This window comes from Microbulbifer sp. ABH2_005, from assembly GCF_056160005.1.
In genome coordinates this window covers 3,256,564-3,279,365 of sequence record NZ_JBSWWI010000001.1, presented here as the reverse complement: position 1 = coordinate 3,279,365, position 22,802 = coordinate 3,256,564, and the positions used below count along the sequence as shown (strand labels likewise).

General features: G+C 48.1%; 20 protein-coding genes. 12 read left to right on the top strand and 8 right to left on the bottom strand.

What is annotated here, in order from left to right; all coding sequences use genetic code 11:
• Positions 1 to 3 precede the first annotated feature (3 nt).
• Together ACXAFI_RS14310 and ACXAFI_RS14305 are read right to left on the bottom strand one after the other, a co-directional pair.
• Positions 4 to 588 carry a DNA polymerase III subunit chi gene (locus ACXAFI_RS14310; protein WP_475109349.1) on the bottom strand — a complete coding sequence of 195 codons (585 nt, stop codon included), beginning with the start codon at positions 586 to 588 and terminating at the stop codon, positions 4 to 6.
• Positions 524 to 1,990: a leucyl aminopeptidase gene (locus ACXAFI_RS14305; protein WP_475109348.1), complete on the bottom strand. Its 1,467-nt coding sequence runs from the start codon at positions 1,988 to 1,990 to the stop codon at positions 524 to 526. The genes ACXAFI_RS14310 and ACXAFI_RS14305 overlap by 65 nt, the downstream gene beginning before the upstream one ends.
• A 188-nt stretch (positions 1,991 to 2,178) precedes the next feature.
• Between ACXAFI_RS14305 and lptF the strand changes: the two genes are divergently transcribed.
• Complete coding sequence (gene lptF / locus ACXAFI_RS14300) at positions 2,179 to 3,309, top strand: LPS export ABC transporter permease LptF (protein ID WP_152452067.1); 1,131 nt, start codon at positions 2,179 to 2,181, stop codon at positions 3,307 to 3,309.
• Positions 3,302 to 4,363, top strand: a complete 1,062-nt coding sequence (gene lptG / locus ACXAFI_RS14295; protein WP_475109347.1) for an LPS export ABC transporter permease LptG — start codon at positions 3,302 to 3,304, stop codon at positions 4,361 to 4,363. The genes lptF and lptG overlap by 8 nt, the downstream gene beginning before the upstream one ends.
• Before the next feature lie 5 nt (positions 4,364 to 4,368).
• On the opposite strand, the gene ACXAFI_RS14290 is transcribed toward lptG, so the two are convergent.
• The 3 genes from ACXAFI_RS14290 to ACXAFI_RS14280 all read right to left on the bottom strand — a co-directional run bounded on the left by ACXAFI_RS14290 (position 4,369) and on the right by ACXAFI_RS14280 (position 6,549).
• On the bottom strand, positions 4,369 to 4,866 hold the full coding sequence (locus ACXAFI_RS14290) for an RDD family protein (RefSeq protein ID WP_152452071.1): 498 nt from the start codon (positions 4,864 to 4,866) through the stop codon (positions 4,369 to 4,371).
• Between the two features lie 76 nt (positions 4,867 to 4,942).
• Positions 4,943 to 5,365, bottom strand: a complete 423-nt coding sequence (locus tag ACXAFI_RS14285) for a hypothetical protein (RefSeq protein ID WP_444921304.1) — start codon at positions 5,363 to 5,365, stop codon at positions 4,943 to 4,945.
• Positions 5,366 to 5,853: 488 nt separating this feature from the next.
• Positions 5,854 to 6,549 (bottom strand): class I SAM-dependent methyltransferase, encoded by a 696-nt coding sequence (locus ACXAFI_RS14280; RefSeq protein WP_475109346.1) that lies wholly within the window; start codon positions 6,547 to 6,549, stop codon positions 5,854 to 5,856.
• An 83-nt stretch (positions 6,550 to 6,632) separates the two neighbouring features.
• Here ACXAFI_RS14280 and ACXAFI_RS14275 point away from each other — a divergent pair, with 83 nt between their 5' ends.
• The 4 genes from ACXAFI_RS14275 (at position 6,633) to ACXAFI_RS14260 (ending at position 10,020) form a co-directional block, all read left to right on the top strand.
• On the top strand, positions 6,633 to 8,267 hold the full coding sequence (locus ACXAFI_RS14275; RefSeq protein ID WP_475109345.1) for a GMC family oxidoreductase: 1,635 nt from the start codon (positions 6,633 to 6,635) through the stop codon (positions 8,265 to 8,267).
• Positions 8,264 to 9,067: a putative RNA methyltransferase gene (locus ACXAFI_RS14270; protein WP_475109344.1), complete on the top strand. Its 804-nt coding sequence runs from the start codon at positions 8,264 to 8,266 to the stop codon at positions 9,065 to 9,067. The genes ACXAFI_RS14275 and ACXAFI_RS14270 overlap by 4 nt, the downstream gene beginning before the upstream one ends.
• A gap of 73 nt (positions 9,068 to 9,140) precedes the next feature.
• A complete protein-coding gene (gene tadA, locus ACXAFI_RS14265; RefSeq protein ID WP_475109343.1) occupies positions 9,141 to 9,596 on the top strand; it encodes a tRNA adenosine(34) deaminase TadA in 456 nt (151 codons plus the stop codon).
• A complete protein-coding gene (locus ACXAFI_RS14260) occupies positions 9,583 to 10,020 on the top strand; it encodes an ion channel (RefSeq protein WP_475109342.1) in 438 nt (145 codons plus the stop codon). The genes tadA and ACXAFI_RS14260 overlap by 14 nt, the downstream gene beginning before the upstream one ends.
• A 12-nt stretch (positions 10,021 to 10,032) precedes the next feature.
• Here the strand turns inward: ACXAFI_RS14260 and ACXAFI_RS14255 are convergent, their stop codons facing one another.
• On the bottom strand, positions 10,033 to 10,809 hold the full coding sequence (locus ACXAFI_RS14255) for a glycosyltransferase family 25 protein (RefSeq protein ID WP_475109341.1): 777 nt from the start codon (positions 10,807 to 10,809) through the stop codon (positions 10,033 to 10,035).
• Positions 10,810 to 11,491: 682 nt separating this feature from the next.
• Here ACXAFI_RS14255 and ACXAFI_RS14250 point away from each other — a divergent pair.
• Both ACXAFI_RS14250 and ACXAFI_RS14245 read left to right on the top strand, forming a co-directional pair.
• The gene (locus tag ACXAFI_RS14250; protein ID WP_475109340.1) at positions 11,492 to 12,691 is read left to right on the top strand and encodes a multidrug effflux MFS transporter; all 1,200 of its coding nucleotides are present in this window, start codon (positions 11,492 to 11,494) and stop codon (positions 12,689 to 12,691) included.
• Between the two features lie 113 nt (positions 12,692 to 12,804).
• A complete protein-coding gene (locus ACXAFI_RS14245) occupies positions 12,805 to 13,458 on the top strand; it encodes an SGNH/GDSL hydrolase family protein (protein WP_475109339.1) in 654 nt (217 codons plus the stop codon).
• A 74-nt stretch (positions 13,459 to 13,532) separates the two neighbouring features.
• On the opposite strand, the gene ACXAFI_RS14240 is transcribed toward ACXAFI_RS14245, so the two are convergent.
• Positions 13,533 to 14,036, bottom strand: a complete 504-nt coding sequence (locus ACXAFI_RS14240; protein ID WP_475109338.1) for a lactoylglutathione lyase family protein — start codon at positions 14,034 to 14,036, stop codon at positions 13,533 to 13,535.
• 94 nt (positions 14,037 to 14,130) lie between these two features.
• Between ACXAFI_RS14240 and ACXAFI_RS14235 the strand changes: the two genes are divergently transcribed.
• Positions 14,131 to 15,000 (top strand): LysR family transcriptional regulator, encoded by an 870-nt coding sequence (locus tag ACXAFI_RS14235; RefSeq protein ID WP_475109337.1) that lies wholly within the window; start codon positions 14,131 to 14,133, stop codon positions 14,998 to 15,000.
• Positions 15,001 to 15,025: 25 nt separating this feature from the next.
• A complete protein-coding gene (locus ACXAFI_RS14230; RefSeq protein WP_475109336.1) occupies positions 15,026 to 15,865 on the top strand; it encodes a nucleoside deaminase in 840 nt (279 codons plus the stop codon).
• 418 nt (positions 15,866 to 16,283) lie between these two features.
• Here the strand turns inward: ACXAFI_RS14230 and ACXAFI_RS14225 are convergent, their stop codons facing one another.
• On the bottom strand, positions 16,284 to 17,285 hold the full coding sequence (locus tag ACXAFI_RS14225; protein ID WP_475109335.1) for an AraC family transcriptional regulator ligand-binding domain-containing protein: 1,002 nt from the start codon (positions 17,283 to 17,285) through the stop codon (positions 16,284 to 16,286).
• 863 nt (positions 17,286 to 18,148) lie between these two features.
• On the opposite strand from ACXAFI_RS14225, the gene ACXAFI_RS14220 reads away from it, so the two are divergent.
• Positions 18,149 to 21,454, top strand: a complete 3,306-nt coding sequence (locus ACXAFI_RS14220) for a DUF5060 domain-containing protein (protein ID WP_475109334.1) — start codon at positions 18,149 to 18,151, stop codon at positions 21,452 to 21,454.
• Between the two features lie 156 nt (positions 21,455 to 21,610).
• Positions 21,611 to 22,615 (top strand): hypothetical protein, encoded by a 1,005-nt coding sequence (locus ACXAFI_RS14215; protein ID WP_475109333.1) that lies wholly within the window; start codon positions 21,611 to 21,613, stop codon positions 22,613 to 22,615.
• Positions 22,616 to 22,802: the final 187 nt, after the last annotated feature.

The window sequence follows — 22,802 nt, the reverse complement described above, 5'->3', positions numbered from 1 at the left end:
TGATTACATGCTCTGGTTGATCTTGTGGGATTGTAACGGATATCCGCGGTCGCGGAAGTGACCAAATCGCGATCGTGAGCGCTGCAGGGCTGTAGTTTCCTGAACAACGATTTCGGCGAGTCGTTCGAAGCGACTGAACCAGTTGGGGACTTTACTGCACAGGTTGATCAGTAAGCCGTGGTGCGCCTGTGGATCTTCGCCGCAGTTGATTTCAATAGCCGCCTGCTCGCCATTCGCCTGGTTGGCATGGGGCAGGAAACTGTCCTCACGAAAGGTCCACAGCAATTGATCGAGATGTTCGGCACGCTCTTGGTTGTCGACCGCAAGCAGAACCCGCAGGCCGTTGCGATAGGCCTTTTCCGCCAGGCGACAGGCGAAAATATCCGCTTGCTGGGGCTGGTCGGAGGAGAGGATGTAAAAGTCGATTCGGGTCATGCTGGCTTTTATTTGTACAGAGACGACAACGGCCCGCGAGGGGCCGTTTCGACAGCCGCTCGGGGCGGCTATTGTGCGCTTTTGGCAGTTATTTTCCCAGCAGGTATTCCACCAGAAGCGGTACTGGGCGGCCGGTGGCACCTTTGCAGGCACCGGATTTCCATGCGCTACCGGCAATATCCATGTGCGCCCAGGTGTACTCCTCGGCAAAGCGGGACAGGAAGCAGGCGGCGGTAACAGAACCGGCATCGCGGCCGCCGATGTTCTGCATATCGGCAAAGTTGGAGTCCAGGGCGGGCTGGTACTCATCCCAAAGCGGCATTTGCCAGGCGCGGTCGCCACTGGTTTCGCCGGCCTTGAGCAAGTCCTGGGCGAGTTCTTCGTTATTGGCGTAGAGGCCGCTGGCGTGATGACCGAGGGCGATAACGCAGGCACCAGTGAGGGTGGCGATATCGATTACCGCGCGGGGCTTGTACTTGCCGGCATAGGTCAGTGCATCGCACAGTACCAGTCGGCCCTCGGCATCGGTGTTTAGAATTTCGATGGTCTTGCCAGACATAGAGGTGACGATATCACCGGGCTTGCTGGCGCGGCCGCTGGGCATATTTTCTGCGGCGGCAACCAAGCCAATCACGTTGATGGATGGCTGCAGTTCGACCAGGGCGTTCATCACACCGAATACGCTAGCGGCGCCGCCCATGTCGTACTTCATCTCATCCATGGCCTGGCCGGGCTTGATGCTGATACCGCCGCTGTCAAAGGTGATACCTTTGCCCACCAGCACAATGGGCTTCTCACTGGTTTTACCGCCCTTGTAGTTCATGGCGATCAGGGCTGGGGGCTGGTCACTGCCCTTAGCTACGCTGAGCAGGGCGCCCATGCCAAGCGCCTGCATTTTTTTCTCGTCGAGTACAGTCGTGGTGAGTTTTGCATGTTTTTTGGCCAGTGCGCGAGCCTCTGACGCCAGATAGCTGGGGGTACAGATATTGCCGGGCAGGTCGCCCAATTTCCGCGCTACATTGCTACCCAGTGCTTGGCCGGCACCAATGTCCATCCCTTTCTGGATGGCTTTCAGCTGTTTGCGATCAATGGCATGCAGGGTGAATTTGGCCAGGGGGTAGGGTTTGGCGTCGGTGAGAAACTCGGTGAAACGGTAGCAGGCCAGTCCAGTGGCTAAGGCAACTTGCTGGGCCTGCCAGGTTTTGTCCGCACCTTTTACCTCTACCTCGCATAGGTAGCTGGTGGCGTCCTTGAACTTTTTCACTGCCGCGGCACTGGCACTGGCCAGTTTGCGGAATTCCGCCTGGCTGATATCTCCCTTGCCGGTGCGCACCACCAGCACTCGCTCACTGGGGCCGTCCAGCAGATCGATTAACTGAGTGCTACCAAGCTTTGCGCCCAGATCGCCGCGCTTGAGAATTTTGCCAATGACTCCCCCTGTGAGTTGATCGAGGGTTTTTCCACTGGGGCTTAAGCCATTTTTGGCATCTACCGAAATAATGGAACAGGCTGCGCGCTGCTTGGAGATATCCGAGACCTTTGCGGAGAACTGCATTTTTCGCTTTCCTTAAAATCTGACAATAGATTGCATGGCTCTGAACCGAGACATAGCAAGAATTTTTAGTGATAATGCGTCGCACAAGTGTAACCTGCCCGTCTATGGATTGCTGTACCCGGTAGGAAACTTGTTCGATTGGAGTCCAATTTCATCACACCGCAGTCACCAAGGAATTCGTTCGCCCTGTGATTATTTTCCGCTATCTCTGCCGCGAGCTGCTGTTTGCCACGCTGGCAGTCAGCGCTGTTTTGCTATTAATGGTGATGAGTGGCCGATTTGTGAAATACCTTGCGGAAGCCGCCGCAGGGGACCTTTCGGCTAATATTCTTTTTTCCCTGATGGCCTACCGCCTGCCGGGATTCCTTGAATTGATATTGCCGTTGGGGTTGTTTGTCGGGATTCTTTTGGCCTATGGGCGTCTCTATGTAGAGAGTGAAATGACAGTGCTGCACGCCTGTGGTTTCAGCGAATGGCGCCTGCTGTTTTACACCCTGGCACCGGCTATGGCGGTGGCCCTGTTTGTGGCTTCAATGAGTTTGTACCTGACACCCGCCGGTGCAGAGCGTTCCAACCTGATGCTCAATGCGGAAAAGTCCCGCAATGAATTTGATCACCTGATTCCGAAGAAATTTATTTCCACCAGCGGAGGCCAGGCGGTGTATTACGCCGAGGCCCTGAGCGAGGATAAGTCGACCATGCTGGGGGTGTTCCTCGCCGAATTGAGGGCCACAGAAGAAGAAACAGAAGCGAACCATCAGGTGGTTATTCGTGCCAAGGAGGGGGTCCAACAAATCGATCCCGAAACGGGGTTGCGCTACTTGGTTCTGCGCGATGGCTATCGTTACGAGGGCGTGCCGGGACAGCGTGAATACCGGCAGATGTCGTTTTCCAGCTACGAGGTACTCATGGAACCACCTCGGTTGCGCAGCCGTTGGCGCGACCAAATTGAGTCGGCCCCCACTACGCAGCTGATTGGCAGTGACAACCCCAGGGAGACGGCCTACCTCTACTGGCGCTTGAGTTTGCCGGTATTGGTGCTGGTGGTTGCGGTGCTGGCAGTACCGCTATCCCGAACTAATCCCCGTCAGGGACGCTTTATCAAGATGTTCCCCGCGATACTCCTATACCTCATTTACCTGGTGGTTCTGCAGGGGGTTCGCGGAGCTGTAGAGGATGGCAAGTTTGCCAACCCCGCGGTGATCTGGTTGGTACACCCCCCCTTCCTACTGATTGGGTTATTGCTTCTGGCGGCGAGGAATTGGCGCCCTAAACCCAAACCATTGCCGGAAGGTGTTAAGGAGTCGGCCGATGTATAAGTTGGATATGTATATTGGCCGCACCATTGCCCTAGCGGTTTTCGTAGTGCTACTGATTATTCTCGGCCTGGATATTATTTCCGCCATTATCGACCAATTGGGAGACCTCAAGCACGATTACGGCTTTAGCCAGGCAATACAATATGTCCTGTGGAGATTGCCAGGGCGCATTTATGAGCAGTTGGGTTTCTCTGCGCTCGTTGGCTGTATGGTGGGGCTGGGGACACTGGCCGGTACCAGCGAACTGACAGTTATGCGCGCCGCCGGCGTCTCTATAGGTCGTATCGCTTGGGCGGTGATGAAACCGATCATTCTGCTGATTTTTATCGGCTTGGCGCTGGCGGAATTTGTGATTCCAAAGACCAATGTGATTGCAGAGAACAACAAGGCACGCGCTCTGGGTGAGCTTGAAGCGAGCGGTCTTGAAAGCGGTTTGTGGCTAAAAGATAGCGGCGAGTTTGTGCATTTTAATGCTGCCCTGCCGGATGGCGAACTCTATGGGGTAACCCGTTACCAGTTTGCGGATAACCGGGAGCTGAAGTGGGTGGAGTTCTCTGAGCGAGGGCAGTTCCAGGATGAGCAGTGGCTGCTTAAGAACAGCCGCAGCACACAGTTCCTGCAGGAGGACACGCAGAGTAAGGACCTGCCAACCAGTGTATGGAAAGCGGAGGTCTCGCCGGAGTTGTTTGCCCTCATCGTGCCGCTGCCCTCGGATCTTTCCCCACGCAATCTCTGGGATTACGGCACTTACTTGGATCGCAAAGGCGAAGACTCCGGCCGCTACTGGTTGGAGTTCTGGAAGAAAATTCTGCAACCGCTAACCATCGCCAGCTTGGTAATGGTGGCAATTTCCTTCATCTTTGGCCCCCTGCGCGAGGTGACCACCGGGTTGAGAGTTTTTACCGGGATTATGGTGGGGATTATCTTCCAAACCGTGCAGGGAATTCTCGGCCCCTCTTCATTGGTATTTGGCTTCCCGCCGCTGTTGGCCGTACTGGTGCCCGTCCTTCTGTGCTTTGGTGCGGGCTGGCTATTACTCAAGCGGGCCCGCTAGGTAGATTACTTTTTCTTTTCCCGCTTGGGCAGCAGGCGCACCTGAGACTCTGAAATCAGGTCATGCCAGCTGGCCTTGTCGGAGCGGGCCCAGGCGGAAAAGAAACCGAGACCCAGGCAGGCGATAGAGAGGGGTGCCACAATGGCGCGCAGGATACATTGGCGCCAGGTGAGCTGTACGCCATCTGGATTCGCCACTATCAAGCGCCACGCACGCATGCCCACAGTTTGACCGGCGACCCGCCAGGACCAGAAAAAATACCCGGCAATAACCGCTAGGGCGCCCAACTGATAAATCGGGCCGCCGACACAGGGGCTGTAGTCCATAGCCTGAGGTTGGCAGTTCAACCCACCGAAAACTGAAGCTACTGGAAGTGCAATAAAGCCGTACACCATCATCAATCCCATCAGGATCAGCAAGTCGTACATCAGGGCTGCCAAGCGTCGGCCGACGCTGGCGATTGGAAGTTCGGGAAATGAGGAAGGGGTACTTGAGCTGCTCACGGCTATCTCCGCCAAAATCGATTGGCGGAGATTCTAACAAAACTAGGGGAGGGCAAGGGCAAGTCGTCTGCCAGGTTTAAAATTCGTACTCGAAAGAGATCTTGAATTTGTCGTCAGAAAGGTTGATGCCATAATCTACCGAGTTGCCTATCTTTCCCCGGTTGGTGGTGTAACGCAAAATACTTTTCTGCACCGTGCGCTTGTTGCGCTGTTTGTAGGTATCCAGTCCGATCTTAAAGATTTTGAATAGTGCCTTACCGCCAGTGGTTGGTCGGAATTCACTGGGATTGGTATGCATTTGCAGCCATTGGTAGTTGAGGCGTCGCTGCGTGCTATTCATGGAGTTGTTGCGGAGATAATCCGCAGCCTGGAGTAGCGCGGCATTGTCCATGGCGAAGGCGCTGTCAGAGAAAAATAAATTTTCCGATTGAATGTTTAGGGTTTGTTGAGAATCGGGGATAAAAAGTTCGTCGGCAGAGCAGATACAACAGGTGGGCAATAGAAATATTCCAACTGCCTTGGGTAAGGATTTGCCCGGTCTGATTCTGAAACTGCAGAGTGCCATTTTTTCTACCCCAGAGTGTTGCATCTCATTTCGGAAGGCCGCAAACGGTCGTTGAATTTATTATGGGATATTCACCTCAAAGCGTTTTCCCATGGAAATTAGGCGGCTTCTGCTACTTCACTTACTGGACAGTCTCAAATTGACGGAAACTTCCCTGAAAGCCGCATGGATTGGACTCTTTTCCATTTTTGTCCAAGCAGTCGTGGGTGTGAGTAGGAGAGCGCCAATGTTTTTTTATTATTGTTTTGATATTGATACGCCACAGCTGATGAAAAATTGATCTTGCCTGGAGGGCTGTATTTTACCGGACTAAATAAGGGGCTTGATGACACGCGTGAAATGTTGTCGCTGAAAGCGTCTATGCTGATAATCTGGCACTGAAAAGCGGGTGCCCCTATTTCTACTACTTACGGATGGCGAAACTAGGGTTGGAGACGAAACTGCCCAGCTAGGATTAGCGAGGCCGGCTTGCCGCTGGTGGGATTAATCGGTTCACGCAGGGTGGTGAGCTCTAACCCATGTTCAATGAACAGGTGAACCCAGCTGGACACCGTGCGGAAATACCAGGGGGCCGCCTCCTGAAAATCACCCTCTATGCCCTCCCAGGAGCCCGGGCGCCAGCCATCCTGGTAATTTTCATCCCCACAAGAGAGTAGGGGATGCAGAGTTTGCACCAGCAGATATCCCTGTGGATTCAGTAGGGAGCAAGCGTTTCTGAAAACGGCGTTGGTTGATCCTTCTCCAATCAGCGAAAAGTTGCACACTATTAAATCGAATTTACTCTCGAACGCCTGCGGCCCCAGCGCTTCATAGCTGAGAGTGTGGAAGTGCTGCCGTTCTTGCCCCCGGCGCCGGGCCTCACAAATTAAGTCGGCTACGCCGTCGATACCCCAGACCTCTATGCCCTCTGCTGACAGGCGTCGGGCGAGCCACCCCTCTCCACAGCCAATATCCAGTACGCTGGCGGGATTATGCGCCAGGGTAGCCTCAACAATTGCCCGGTCGGTAATCAGCTTGCGACTGGGTATTGCCGCTCGATCTATCACCCTGACCCACTCATCGGCATTGTTGTGCCAGCTGCGTAGGACTTTATTGTCGCTGAATTCGCAATCCCTCATCTTTGCACTCCCTCATCCCTGTAATTTTGTTGGGGTTGAGTGTACCGTCGAGGGAAATCCAGCTGCAAAGGTGCTGAGGTCCCATGTCCACTCATATGGTGTTTGATTATGTGATCGTAGGTGCCGGCTCTGCCGGCTGTGTATTGGCCAACCGGCTGAGTGCTGATGAGCAGCATCGGGTTTGCCTGCTTGAGGCAGGGCCACCGGATCGCAGTCCGTTGATATCCATGCCCCTGGGTATCGGGATGTTGCTGTCAGGCACTGACTATAACCTCCACCATTACACTGAACCACAGCAAGGCCTGAACAAGCGCCGATTGTTTTGGCCGAGAGGCCGTACCCTCGGTGGCAGCAGCGCGATTAATGCGATGGTTTATATCCGTGGTCAAGGTGAAGATTATGATGCCTGGGAAAACGCAGGTAATGCAGGCTGGGGATGGCGGGATATTTTGCCTTACTTTCTTCTTTCGGAGGGCAATGAGCGTGGCAGTGATGCCCAGCATAGTGGTTATGGTCCTCTCACTGTAAGTGATCTGAAGTGGAAAACTGAGTCTGGGCAAGCTTTCCTGCGCGCAGCTCAGTCTGCTGGGCACAGGGCAAACAATGATTTTAATGGCAGCCAACAGAGTGGAGTGGGCTTTTACCAAGTAACACAGCGCAGAGGTCGGCGCTGCTCTGCTGCTGCAGCCTATTTGCACCCGATAAAAAAGCGCCCCAATTTACGTGTGCTCACGCGTAGCCCAGTCGCTCGGTTGATATTAAGAGGTGACAGGGCTGTGGGGGTGGAACTGCTCAGTGGGAAAAAAATATTGGCCAATAAGGAGGTATTACTCTGCGCAGGCGCAATACAGACCCCGCACTTACTATTGCTCTCAGGCATTGGCCCACAAGAGGAGCTGCGTAAGTTTGATATTCTTCCGCAGAACCACCTGCCTGGGGTGGGTAAAAACCTTCAGGACCACCTCGATATCTCTCAGGTGGTGGAGACCTCAGACCCAGTCACTTTTTCGAATGACCTGTGGGCGAGAGTGAAGCATGCCGTGCGTACGCCAGAATGGTTCTTCCTGAATCGGGGCCCACTGACCAGTAATGTTGCCGAAGCGGGTGGATTTGCGAGCTCAACCTTGGCCAACGGCCGCCCAGACATACAATTCCACTTTACGGCAGTGCCATCCTTTGATCACGGTTTCAATAAACAGCCGGGGTATGGCTACACCTTGCATGCCTGTGCATTGCGCCCCAAAAGCCGTGGTGAAATAACCCTCAATACAGAGGATCCCAAGGCTTTGCCGAGTATCCAGCCCAATTATCTGAGTGAGCCTGAAGATATGCAGGTGATGCTGGAGTCATTCGAAATGGCTCGGGACATCATCCACCAGGAAGATTTGCAACGCTACCAGAAGCGCCTCTGGCTGCCGGAGCAGAAGCTCAGCAGCAAGGCTTCTATCAAACACTATATTCGTCAGCATGCTGAGACAATCTATCACCCGGTGGGCACTTGTAAGATGGGCAATGATGATCTTGCAGTAGTCGATGCGGAGTTAAAAGTACATGGAGTGGATGGACTGAGGGTTGTGGACGCCTCCATAATGCCGGCCCTGATCAGCGGCAATACCAATGCGCCGGTGATTGCTATTGCGGAGAAGGCGGCGGATCTGATTTTGCAGCGCACTTCTCCATCGATGATGAAGAATACACAAGCTCAGGAAGTTGAATGATCTGGCAATGTCCTCTCTGCGCAAAGCCATTGACGCTAGGTAAAGATACCTGGCACTGCAGTAACCGGCACACATTTGATCGCGCGCGGGAGGGTTACGTTAATTTGTTACCCGTCTATCGCAAGCGGCGCAAAGATCCGGGCGATTCCACAGAGATGCTGCATGCGCGGCGTCGTTTTCTCAAGGCGGGCTATTACCGCCCATTGGTGGATGCGATTACCGCGTTGTTACCTTACCAATCTGGGCGCCGGCTTTTGGATATTGGCTGCGGGGAGGGCTACTATTTACGCCAGTTGGAGTCTGCCGGGTGGCACGGCCATGCGTTGGCTGGGGTGGATATCTCAAAGTCCGGTGTGCGCATGGCGGCCAAAGCGGATAACGGTGCTCAGTTTGTTGTATCCAGTAATGCCAACCTGCCGGTAGCCTCGAATAGCGTGGATCACCTTTTACGCATTTTCGCGCCGGCACCAGATGCTGAGATGCTGCGGGTAATAAAAGAGGGGGGACACTTGCTGGATGTCTCACCCGGCCCGGATCACCTCTGGACTTTAAAAGGACACCTCTACCGGGAGCCGCGTAAACATCCAGCGCCAAAACTGGTTGAGGGTTTGTACCCCGAGGTCGATATGCGCTGCTGCTTTCCTTTTGAGTTGCGGGGGCATGAAGCGATTGCGGATTTCCTTGCGATGACGCCCTTTGCCTGGAAGGGGAATAGAGAGGCACGTGCGGAGTTAGAGCGGCAGGAGAGCCTAGTACTTGAAGCGGATTTCATCCTACGCCGCTTTATCAAGAGAAAGTAATCCGGTAAAGATGATAAAACTGTATTTTGTGTGTGAGCTGGCACTCGGTGTAGTAGAGGTCTAAGAAAGAATTATGGCGACACCCAAAGACTATACATTTATGCGTAGAGCCCTGGAATTAGCAGAACTCGCCGCAGAACGTGGAGAAGTGCCGGTTGGGGCCGTACTGGTGCGGGAAGGCAAGATCATTGGCGAAGGGAGTAACCGCCCTATTGGCAACTGCGATCCCAGTGCTCACGCAGAAATTGTCGCATTGCGTCGCGCGGCGGAGGCAGAGCAAAACTACCGTCTGCCCAATACGACGCTCTACGTCACAATCGAGCCCTGCACCATGTGTTTTGGAACCTTGATGCATGCCCGTATCAGTCGTCTGGTTTTTGGTGCCCAAGAGCCTCGTGCGGGTGTGGTTGAAAGTCAGCTGAAGTTGGCAGAGGCCGGCTTTTTTAATCATAAAATTTCTGTGGAGTCTGGGGTGATGGCTGAAGAGGCGGGGAGACTGGTTCGCGAGTTTTTCCATGATCGACGCTGAAATGGCTTTCGCATTTGCGGTGAACTCCATAATCGTTGCGATTGTGGTGTTGATTCATCACGAAGTGCTCAATGCTCTGGTGCACCTCGGGCGCTGGCTACCGGTGCGGCACAACTTTGCCATAGTGCTGGGGGTGTTTGGTGCCCTTTTGGCTCACGTAGCGGAAATCTGGCTCTTCGCCTATGGCTATTACTTTATGGTGAACTCGCCTTATTTCGGCACCCTGGAAGGGAATTTCAATGGTAGTTTGCTCGACTGCGCCTACTTCTCATTTACCACCTACACCTCACTGGGCTTTGGTGATATTGAGCCCTTTGGGCATTTACGCTTCACAGCCGGCCTTGAGGCCCTGACGGGGCTGGTAATGATTACCTGGACGGCCTCCTTTATGTTCCTGAAAATGCAGCGCTATTGGGATATTTAGCGACTTGTATATTCAAAGCTTTATTCGGGCTGTGCGCCCAAGGCGCTGCTTTGGTTTCTCTGCCGGATAAAACTGTTTTTTATAGCGGTATAAGTAGATATGGCGCTCAATACTGCGCCATAGTTTGCCAAAGGGGTGCAGCCAGTAAAGCCATTGGGAAACTCTGGCTTTGTGAACGTTGGATTTTTCGATGCTGGAAGTGTGCTCGGTTTCCCACAGTAGATGGGGTTCGACACCATAAAGTTTCAGGTCAAATTGCCAGAAATGGTCAAAGACTTTATCGATAGGTTCGAAAATCCGATTGGCATAACTGAGTAACTTTTCCATCCCTCCGCGATTGATCAGGTAACCCTGGGCACCGCACCAGCCCCGCTCCGGTCGAACTAGCTTGTGCACACCGTCATTTAGGCACCGGATGATCTTGCGCTTTCTCACTTTTAAGCCCATTAAACGGACCATCTCTACTTCCGGGGGCAAGCGCTCCAACTCCGCCAATACTCTGCCAAAGTCGTCTTCCAGCAGCACGTCGTCTTCCAGTATACAAACCCGCTGTAAGCCGGCCTGATAGGCCTGGCGAATAGCACGAAGGTGGGCCAGATAGCATCCGATTTCAGAATTCTTTAATTCACACAAGTGGCGCCAGCGCGTGATGCTATTACAAATGACTTCATCGGCCTCAAGCTTGGGGACACCGCTGCGGCCATCGACGCCAGCGATTTGACTGGCACGTAGACGTTGGGATTTGAGTGCGCTTAATAGTTGATTTACAGGCTCCCCCTCTGGATACATTGTGATCACCCAGCAGGGAGTGTGGGCAATAAAAAGGGGGATCTTTTGTGGCCGGCGGTTGAGCGCAGGTCGGCTGCGTAGCGGGAGTCGGGGGGCTAATCGGCGGCGGGAGCGAAGCGGCAAGCGTTCTACGTTTGCTGCGGCCAATGTCCAGCTAGGTCCCAAATGACTCCTTCGGCGTTTTTCTAGTGCCACTGCTTGTAGTTGGCCTGTAACCGGTTTGAGCTCTTGCTCTTGTTAGGAGCTAGAGGTTTGGAAGCTGAGATACAGTACCTACACATGTTTCTATCTCATTAAACCAATCATGGTTGAACGCAAATAGGCTGATCGAGTGGGCCTATCAATAGAACGCCCCAAGGTATTGGTCATAGAGCTGCCATCGAAATATGCCCGGTTTTCCACTAATTAAGCGCTATCTTCCTCTAGCATTGCCACTGGAAGCGTTACACCACTGAATCTTAATGTCCGACTTCATGGTCAACACGCCCTATAGGTACCTGAGTGGTTTTTGAGTGTATAAAGCTGTGTTCGCATCTAACACGTAGAGAGAGGTATTCTTTACGCTTAGTGGATCAGTTTTGAAAGGGTCAGCGGAAATTATTCCTGTCAAAGTAAAAATATTTACATATCGCTCTTTCCCCGATGTTCCTAAATTTCCTGAGCCTGATATTTGGAAGCTTTTATGAAGTTGGATTTTATTAAGATGGCGCTCATTCTGGGTTTATTGAGCTGTGTGGGGCCCATTGCCATCGATATGTATCTACCGGCGCTGCCGGACATTGCTCAGGATTTGGGCGCCCCTGTGGAGGCTGCACAGTACACGCTGATGTCCTATTTTATCGCTTTCGGGGTGTGTCAGCTATTTTATGGCCCAGCGTCGGATATGTTTGGCCGAAAGCCCCCGCTGTATTTTGGTTTGACTCTTTTCACTCTGGCTTCTGTTGGCTGTGCCTTGGCCCCCACAATAGAGGCACTGATTGTCCTGCGGTTCTTACAAGGGGTAGGCGCCGCTTCTGTGATGTCGATTCCCAGGGCAGTGATTCGGGATTATTACACTGGTACTCAGGCCACACGACTAATGACCACAGTGATGTTGGTGATCTCCATATCACCGATGCTCGCCCCGTTGATCGGAAGCACTTTGATAGTCCCCTTTGGTTGGCGCAGTGTGTTTTTACTGATTGCCTTGCTGACCCTTGCCAGCTTATTCCTGGCGGTAACCAGCTTGCCGGAGACACTGCATAGTCAGCACCGTGTGCCATTTCGTTTTAATGCCATGCTCGGGGCTTTTTCCACGCTGTTGCGCGATCCAGTGTATGTAGGCCTGACTTGTATTGGCGGTTTGGGCATCGCCAGCTTTTTCTCTTTCCTGGCCACGGCCTCTTTTCTATACACTGATTTTTACGGATTGACGCCAACAGAATTCAGCCTGGCCTTCGCCTTAAATGCGCTGGGTTTCTTTACCTCTAGCCAGTTCGCAGCAAACCTCGGCGCGCGTTTTGGTTCTGTAGCTGTGGTGAAGTGGGCTACCGCAGGTTTTGCTATCGGCTCCTTGACGATGTGTATGGTTGTTTTTTCAGGTTTCGATCAATTTTGGTTGCTGGTGGCTATGTTGTTGACCTGCAATATATTCCTGGGGCTGGTGATTCCCACCTCTATGGTTTTATCTCTGGAAGAGCATGGGCCCATTGCTGGCACGGCTGCTGCTCTGGGAGGTGCGATGCAAATGTTACTTGGGGCATTGGCTATTGTTGTAACCAGCCTGGTTTTCGATGGTACCCCTCTGCCGCTGACAGCAGCTATTGCCGCTTGTGGTGTCGGCGCGTTGATCATCTCCCGCTTGACCTTAAGGGGAATAGCCCACTTGGCGGTGCCATACTAAAGCTTGGATTTGGTGAGGACTGGAATTTAGCCTGGGGTTAATGCGTTCGCCCATAATGTCCAGGGCTCACTGTGGAGGCTGGTTCCCGTAATATAAAGAAGGAAGTCGGCAAGATGGATAATATTCTGGTTTATTCCGATAGTGTCTCTTGGGGCATCATTCCAGATACTCGCCAGCGAATGACTTTTGCCCAGCGTTGGCCTGGTGTTTTGGAGTTTCACCTGAATGAAAACCACCATAATGTGCGGGTGATTGAAAATTGTTTGAATGGGCGTAAGACGGTTTGGGATGACCCGTTTAGAGAGGGCAGGCGGGGTGTCGATGGATTGGCACAGGTCATTGAAATGCACTCTCCATTACAGTGTGTCATCTTGATGTTGGGTACTAATGATTTTCAGGATACTCACGATAATAAGGCCTCTATGTCTGCCCAGGGCGTGGCCAAACTGGTCTCAGTAATCCGGAATGCGCCAATTGAGGCTGATATGCCAGTGCCTAAGATTCTTATCATTGCCCCTGTAACGATTATTAATCCCTGCGGGATTATTGGTTATAAATTTACGGGCGCTGAAAAGCGCTGTGCCGGTTACGCCAAGGAATTAGAAAAAGTTTCCCATGATTTGGAAACTCTATTCTTGGATGCAAATAAATGGGTGAAAGTCAGTGAGCGGGATGGTATTCACCTAGATGAGGATCAGCACTTATTACTGGGCAAGGTGGTTGCCGATTTCCTATCGGAAAACAAAGTCTTGCATTCGCCTTCATAACTGTTTGGGTAAGTAACTGATCCAATAGCTGATACTAGTGGCACCGGAAGTACCGGTGCCTGTCCTCGTCAGGATCAGCTGTAGGCGCCGCTACTATAAACCAGCTCGTAGCTGTGGCTGTAAATCTCCAGAATATTGCCAAACGGATCTTCCATATAGATCATGCGATACGGTTTTTCCCCGGGGTAGTAATAACGGGGTTTTGGCATACGCTTTTTGCCCCCTGCGGCAACAATACGCTCGGCCAGCTCTTCCAGATTGGGGTCCTGTACACAGAAATGGAATACGCCGGTTTTCCAGTACTCAAAATTATTCTCTGGGTTTTCTTGCTTGGGAAATTGAAATAATTCAATGCCTATACGGTCGCCGGTAGATACATGGGCGATACGGAAGCTGCCCCATCCCTCTCCAAAAACGTCAGTACACATATCGCCAATGGCGCTGTGATCTTCACTGATTTCCGTTGGCGGCATAATCAGGTACCAGCCCATAACCTCTGTATAGAACTTAACAGCAGCTTCCAGGTCTGGCACTGAAATACCGATATGGGAAAAGTTTCTCGGGTAAACATTCTTCATTAGTCGCTCTCCAAAAATTACTCTCGGTATAAGTTACTGTGCCTGGATCATTACGTATAATTATGATTTGTGATTTTTTTGAGTATTTATTGTAATGATTAATCCCGTGTGGCTGCGTAGTTTCTGCACTTTAGTGGAGCTGGGTAGCTTTACCAAAACGGCGCAGCACCTGCATATGACCCAATCTGGCGTTAGTCAACACTTACGCCGCCTGGAAGACTTCCTTGGCTTGGCGCTGATCCATCGGCAGGGGAAACAATTCACCCTGACCGAGGCAGGCGAAAAGCTATACCTGGAGGCTCAAGATATCGTCGAATCCCTCACCACGCTTGGCCAACGACTTGGCGAAGATCCAGCTTATGAGGGACAAGTGAGTGTTCAATCCCCAGGTAGCGTGGGTCTAAAGCTCTATCCAAAATTGCTGGACCTGCAAAGAGAACACCCGAAACTGACCATAGACTATCGTTTTGCTCCTAATCATGCAGTGGAAGAATCCATACTTGGTTATAAGGCAGACATTGGGTTTGTGACTAGTCCATCAACAATGGCGGAAATAGCGAGTCACCCACTCGGTAGTGAAGAATTACTGCTTGTGACCCCAGCGTCAGTCAAGAAGTTGAGTTGGAGGGTATTGCTAGAGTTGGGATATATCGGTCACCCAGATGGTGCTCATCAAGCGGGCTTGTTACTGGGGGCAAATTTCTCAGAATTCCAGCATGTAGATATGTTTAAACTCAAGGGGTTTTGCAACCAAATTGGCCTGATCTTGGAACCGGTCAGTATGGGCTTGGGTTTTACGGTATTACCCGCTCATGCAGTCAATGCCTTTCATAATTTTACGCAAATTAAGCCCCATCGCTTGGCGAACTCTATCACTGAGACTTTATTTTTAATTACACGTCGCCACAAGGCGTTACCGGCGCGGGTAAAAACTGTGGTTGCTCTAGCTAGGGAGTGGCTATAAACCGTTAGAATACTTCGGACATTTTATGTTGCGTTTTATTTGCTGGTTATATTTCGGGATTATTGCCATGGGTGCTCAGGCTGAGTTGCAGCCCAGTTCAGCTGTTCAGCAGGAAAAAGACGAGATACTCATGCTGCTTGCTTACTCGGTTGCTTACCTTGATTGGGTAGCCCCAAAGGAAAAGAAGAAACGCGGTTACAATATTGCGGCAGTCCTGTATGACAATGCGCAGGAAAAAATTATAGGTGTACAGCGCAATGCGGTTGGTTTATGTCGAGATAAAACTCAACATGCTGAAGTGCGATTAATGCAGCAATGTATTGGCAGTAAGTGTAGAGGGAAAGAGACTAATTCCCTGAATGATACGACGATTTACAGCACTCTGGAGCCTTGTATGATGTGTGGTGGCATGATGATCTTTCTCGAGGTCTCTAGAGTTGTCTATGGTCAGTCAGATCCGGATTTTGGAAAGAATATAGAGAGGTTGAAGCAGAATTATAAGTCTGACTGCAAATATAAATTTGAGTCGAAGCAGTATGTAGAAAATATATGCAAAATAGATGCTCCTGCAAATTATCGCGCTAGAAATATTTATTCAGAGCCATCTGATTTGCTTCATAGGGCCCAGCTTGAAGGGGCATTTTACAGTCATCGCTTATTGTTTAGCAGCACGATTACAGATTTTTTGATGAGTGCTGAAGCGAAGGGTATTTATCAGGCTGCCTACCAGCAATTAATGGATTTTAAACCTAAATACCAAGCGAATAATATTCTGCTATTGGAAAGCCAAAAGCAATTGAGGCAATTAGAGCATGCTCCGGGAGATATTGATCGATGTTTAGTGGGGGAGGTGCACCACCACTAATGTTATTAAATGTGAGTATTTAGATTTTGGGGTGGTTAATTTCCTTTATTGATGGCAATCATTAGTGGTTTAAAACTCCTAATTTTGGTTGCTCCAAGGTAGCTTATTTATGTTTGATTCAATTTATGAAGATATTGATGTTCTCTTGAATTTCAAAATAGAAGATTAGTCCTAGGTCCAATCTTAAAATTTTAGTTGTGAAAGCATTGTCTGAAAAATTCTATAGGAATTACTGAAGAATAAATAGCTGAATTTACAGGAGCGAGTAATATAGATAAAATGTTATTTACATACTCGCTAGTAGTATTTGAGTGAACTGTAGTATTAATAGTTGGGGCTTAAGAGCTTAAATAAGATTGCCTTATAAGGGTATGTGTTGTTTTTTCTGTTATTTGATTTTTTTGTCTGACACGCTTGGTCAAATGTCTTTCCATCGCTTGTAAGATTCTTCATACGCTATAATCGTTGAGAACCCTAATTCTTTTGCGACTTGTAACTTGTCCATGGACTGGATATCCAATGAATCCAGTTTTTCTCTACGGGCTATATCTAACAAACGTCGAAAAGATGTATTTTGTGCATTTAGGCGAATCTGTAAGGATCGCTTATTGATTTGTAGTATGTCTGCCAAGAAGTCCAGGTTGGCCGCGCCCTCTGGTAAATAATCTTTGATGATATCTTTACATCGATTGGGTAATGATTCATCTGACTTCATTTTCTGGAGCTGTTTCTTTGCAGTTAGCTTATTAAAGTCAAGGGAGGATTTTCCTGGGCTGCATAGTTGTTTATCAAGAATAGAGTTGTTAAAACTAATACAACTTTTATGATATCCAAATTCAATGGGAATGTTAATTAAGGAGGAAGCATTATTCATTAATTCGGAATTATGATGAGCGAAATGGATAACTGGAAGGCAGCTTTCATAATCGACAACAATATCTGAAATTAGCTTAAAAATGACTCCAATATTCAATTCAACTTGTTGTGTAGTGAGAGGTGAAAAGCTAGGAATTAAAATATCAAAGCTGGAGCGTTCTTTCCCCTCACTGAATAACCCTTGATAGCCTTGCGTGCCCAGTTGTTGGAATTGCGTACCGAGGCTAACAAGATCTCTAACAGTAGGGCAAGCCATTAAGACATGGGCAAATGCTTGAATGCTGGAAATTGATACATCTAGACCCGTACGAAACGCTATGGTGTTATCACTGAAATAGTCGGATACCTCTTGAAGTGCTTGCCCAGTTAGCCTTACTGGTACACGATGTTGTAGGTTTTGAAACTGAGAGTAATGATCACCATATATATTCTTTAACTTATCTATAGGGAAGCCCAGATGTTGCCAGTAAAGTACGTGACGATAAGTGGAAGTTGCCAAGCCTGTTGGCTCAGAAGCATAAAGTTCCTGGTTATTGGTAGTCATACTGATTTTTTTGTACTGCTAATAATCTATGAAATTGGTCGCCAAATGACGAGTAAATTATTTTAGTGAATTTCTTAGGCCAATGTATAAAAGAGTGCCATTATAGTATGAATTTAACACTTAAAGTGTGATTTTGAACCAGTTTTTTTGACTGGCGATTTGGATTTGGTGAGATTAAATTCCTCCAGTACTTACAAAGTATAATTTTTACTACGCTGGCGGTAACGCTTCCAATTTTAGCTGATCCTTGCGGAGCAGTTGGTGTTCCAATCTATCTAGTCCGCTGAGATATAAGTTAAAGATGGTTTTAATATATATCAGGCATGAAAATAAAAGCTCTATATTAATAATCATGCGATTGCTTTTAATTTGCTTTGAAAAAATGAATTCTCTGGGTAGGTAATCACTGCCACCGTAACAGGTAGATTTTCTCGCGGGTGTGTATTTTGAGTGAAGTATAACACCGTTCAGGTTTCCCGCTCCGTCGAATAATTTCTTAGCATTACTCATCTTATTTCTCACTATTTTATCTTGTTGGGGCTAATTGTTCTGTTGGTTCTATTTAGAATCTTTGGGTCGGTTTGTTGGTTAGCTTAAGGATTTGATAAGGGTAATTCTAATGCTATTAAAGTGAAGGTGAATCAAAATCTTCTTGTTTGAGAAAAATGAAAAAAAATAGTTTTTTTCGCCAATCTATAAGCTGTGGAACTAGTCCTTATTGCATGTGACTGAATTCACGGTCGGTATGTATCTGCGCGATTTAGTATCTGGCCGGCGCTGCATACTGTAGCCAATATTAATATGCCCATTAAATCCTGTAATTAGTAAATAATTGTTTACTTCTAAAGTAGAGAAAACTGGAAATGTATAACAGTAGATTGCCTTTGGCACTTCTGATTACCGCCACATTGGCTGGTTGTGGTGGTGATTCGTCATCTGGGGAGTCTGATAATGAGAGCCCGCCTCCTTCGATAGGTTCTGATATAACGGACCCTGGGAATGGATTGGTAATATCGTCTTTCACTCTGGTCAATTCACAGGGCAACTCGGATATTTTTTCACTTACCGATGGTGCAGAGATATATCTAAGCCAGGTTGGAAGCCAGTTAAATATTAGGGCAAATAGTGATCAGGCAGAGAGTGTAATATTTGAGTTGGCAGGGGCTCAGACGCACAATATGACTGAAAATGTCTCGCCCTATGCTCTATTTGGTGATGATCAGGGTGATTTTAATCATTGGACCCCCGCAGTTGGAACTTACACCCTTACCGCAACACCTTATTCTCTGGATGATGGGGCAGGCACTGCCGGAACCAGTGCCTCAATTACATTTACTGTAAAGCAGAATGATGGAACCGATCCTACAGATCCAGACCCAGATCCAACAGATCCTCCGGGTCCAGTTGACCCGGATGATATCGGCCATAGTGAACATTGTACTGTTTCCGGTACGCTGGAAAAGTGGCACCGTATAACGATCACTTGTGATGATTTGTATGCATCAGAAAATGATGATGCTACGTTTACCGATTATCGATATAACGTGATATTTACACAAGGTGACTTGTCTTACACAGTGCCTGGACATTTCGCCGCTGATGGCAATTCAGCAAATACAGGTGCAACTGAAGGAACTAAGTGGCGTGCCTACTTTTCACCGCCAACTTCAGGTAAATGGTTCTTCGATATATCTATGAGACAAGGGAGCCAGGTTGCGGTTGATCTAGATACAAATGCAGGTAATGCGATTTCATTTGATGGTGAAAGTGGTTATTTCCCAGTATTACAATCCACAGCACCTGAGCTTGATATGAGGAGTAAGGGATTACTGGTACATAAAAAAGGAACCCGCTACTTGCAGCATCTGGGGGATAAGTCGGTATATATAGAAGGTGGAATGGATAGCCCTGAAAATATTTTTGGTTATTCAGGCTTTGATAATACAGAAAAACACTATAACGTAAATTCCTGCAAAGGCATATTACATAGTTTTGAGCCCCACCTTGGTGATTGGAATAATGGAGACCCTACCTGGAAAGATGGTAAAGGAAAAAGTCTTATTGGTTTAGTGAATTATATAGCTGAAAAAAATGTCAACGCAATTTATATCATGGCAAACACCGAGAGTGGTGATGGTTGCGATGCCCATCCTTGGACGGTATATGATGGTAACCATCGGGCTTTTGATGTCAGCAAATTAGACCAGTGGGAAGTCGCAATGGATCACATGACCAGTAAAGGCATGCTGATTCACTTTATGACGCAGGAAACAGAGAATAATAAAGTTCTGAATAACGGTAATTTAGGGCTCGAACGTAAACTATATTACCGGGAGATGATTTCCCGCTTTGGACATCACCCGGCACTACAATGGAATATGGGTGAGGAGAGCACTCTTAGCCAAGAGCAACACAAGGCAATCGCTAAATATTTAAAGGATGTAGACCCCTACGATCATCCCACCCTGCTTCATACGTATGGTGGCCAATGGGATCAGCACTATCGGCCATTGTTGGGAAATAGTAATTTTGATGGACCGAGTATTCAAATTGATAATATTCCTAGCGATGCGAACCATCGCAATGCCCCTTATCAGATGAGTAGAAAGTGGCTGACTGAATCCCAGAATAATAACCATCTTTGGTATGTTACTTTCACTGAAGCTTCCGGCGGGCAAGCGCCTGTGCCCCATTCTGAGGTTACCCAAGTTCAGAGGGTCAACTGGATGTGGGGCAGTGTTATGGGAGGTGGTGCAGGATTTGAGTGGTACTTAAAAAATCCTAATTCCGGCCACGCGTATGACTTAGCGGTAGAGAACTTAAGGGAGTTTGACAACCATTGGGAGCAAACTGGCCACTTTGTTAAATTCTTTAACGATATTTTGCAAAATCAACTTGAAGTTAATCTACACAGTTTGAATGTGGATAATGAAGTAACTTCAACCAATAACGATTGGGTGCTTTCAGATAGCGGTAATATTTATCTAGTTTACTTGCGTGAAGGTGGCACAACGAATATAGAGATTCCAAATGAGGATACCTATAAGGTTTACTGGTTCAATCCAAGAAGCGGCCAGTTGACAACGGGTAATCAACTTGACGGAATAGGTACTCATAGTATTGGCACTGCCCCAACAGAAGCTAACCAGGACTGGGCAGTAGTCATCAAAGCGGAAGGTATAAATAGCAATGTTCACCCAGATATTGTAAAAGTTCTACCAATTAACCCTAATGATGTTTTACTCGAACCTCAAACTAATTGGATGGATAGTTATTCTATTGGGGATCAATGTTTTTGTGAGTCAACTTTTGACCACAATATTGCCGATATTATGGTTTCGACCGACCATGGAACAATAACGGTTAAAGCAGCTTGTGACTTAATTGGCCCTGGCCCAGGATCGGCTGGCCGTCCCAAATACAATGATATTCAGTGCGGCAACGGCCCGGCAAATGATGCCGGTGATGAGGATTACTGTCCAGGTCGTGTGGATATAGGTAAAGAAGGGTGTGGCCATATTGGCCCGAGGTGGAATTTTGATAAGTTAAACCCAGATCAACCTGAAGGTGACTACACGGAACAAAACGGCCTGGTAATTATGGAGGCTGAAAATACCTACTCAAATCTAGATGAATGGATCAAGAAAAATGATATTGGCGGCCATACAGGGAGCGGTTATCTTGAGTTTAATGGTAATACGCCACTAAACGGCCCACCAAAATCTCCTTTGGAGTACACTTTCAATATAACAAGAAGTGGTTTGTACTATTTGCATCTGCACGCTGCGAAAGAAAACTTAGTGTATGAGGGTGAGTTTCGTACAGACCTAGCAAATGACGCTTACTTTCGACTTGAAGGAAATTATGAGGCGGGACCTAATGCTGGGAATAGTCACGGTAAAGACGCTCCTCTGGAACTATTAAAAAAAGATACAAAATTCTTTGGTGGAGAACATAATAAATTTATCTGGGAATCTGGCAATAAATTTGATCCTGGTGGTCATGATAATAAACGTGTCGCCGTTTATAAGCTAAGAGCAGGCGAAACCTATAAGCTAGTGATGTCAGGCCGTTCACAGAAATTTAAGGTAGATAGAATAGTTTTCCGGCATGTTGATGTTTCTAAATCTGATGCCGAGAATATAAATAATCCAGAAACCGTTGAGTAGTAACTGCTACAGTGAGAGCCATGGATGGCTCTTTCGCTTGGAGTAGTATAGTTATTCAATTGCGGTCTACTTCATTGCTAAAGGCAGTAATTAGGGCTATATGAGGTTTGGGCCTCCATGGATCATTAGATTGTTAAAGTACACTATTGGTGAATAATGAAATTTCAAATAATAAAAAAATTATTTTGGCTGTTGATTGCTTTTAATTCTGTCCAGACTCAAGCTTTCGAGTCAAAGTCGGATTTTTCGGTGAATTTGGAGCGGGTTCGGTATTGCCAGGAATTTTGGTGCCTTAAACAAGACACCCTATCTGAGTATCGAGCCTGGGAGATAGAGGGTGTTAGTAATAGCCGTCAACTTCATACTCAGATTGCTAGAGTGCAAAACCCAGCACGCGATAAAGTAAAAAACTTAGTATTTATTGCTGCAGGACAACAGCCACCAGGAAATGGTGCAGAAAGTTCTGTGACAGGCCAGAAGGCTGGCTATAAAAAAGACTGTGGAGTACTAAAGAGATCTTGCTCTCGCAGTATAGATGGACGTTCACTTGCTCGACAGTTGCTAGATTCAGAGCATTTTCCAACAGATGAGACCTTCTTGGCGATTGCTTTTGATACGCAATTTAACCAGATGATTAGTGGTAATGAGAAGTCTCGTATAGAAAAGGCATACCTCAGTTGGCTTAAGTCAAAGGCTTATGCCTCCAATCTAGAGACTATTTACTTGGCGGGTTCTTCTCGGGGTGGTTGTCTCGTGATGAGATTGGCGAAAGCTATGCGAGCTGATCCCGATTTTCGGAATATACGAACTGTTGTACACAGTTTTGATGGTGTTTGTAAATGGACCCAAAATGAGTTGGGAGTAACTTCTTCATTCCATCGTAACCCCATGAATTCTAGTTACTTAAGCTATTACACTGATCTCAATACACAATTTCCTTACAAAGATAATTTATATCTTAGGCAGTTGACTGGTGGGGCTGAGGTCATTGAATTATCTGGGGTTCACTCTTTTGCTTATACGGCTCAAGATACTGACCTGGGATGGTATTCACAGAGATGGGTAAATTTGGATCATACGAGTATCGGTCGAGATATGAGTCAGGATGTGAGGAATCAAACAATAGTACCCTTCTTACAACACTTAGATGACGTGCTTTAGTTTATTTATTCTCTTATCTTAAAGTGTTAGTAGGCACTAAACCCCTGCCATGATAACTACATTGAGGTAGTTATCATGGAGGCTACCTTCTTATCTAAGGGGCCTCAATAATTTGAATCAAATCCAATTGTATTCGGTTTTCAGTCAAGGCTATGATAGATCATACATCAAGTCACCTTTGCCGAAG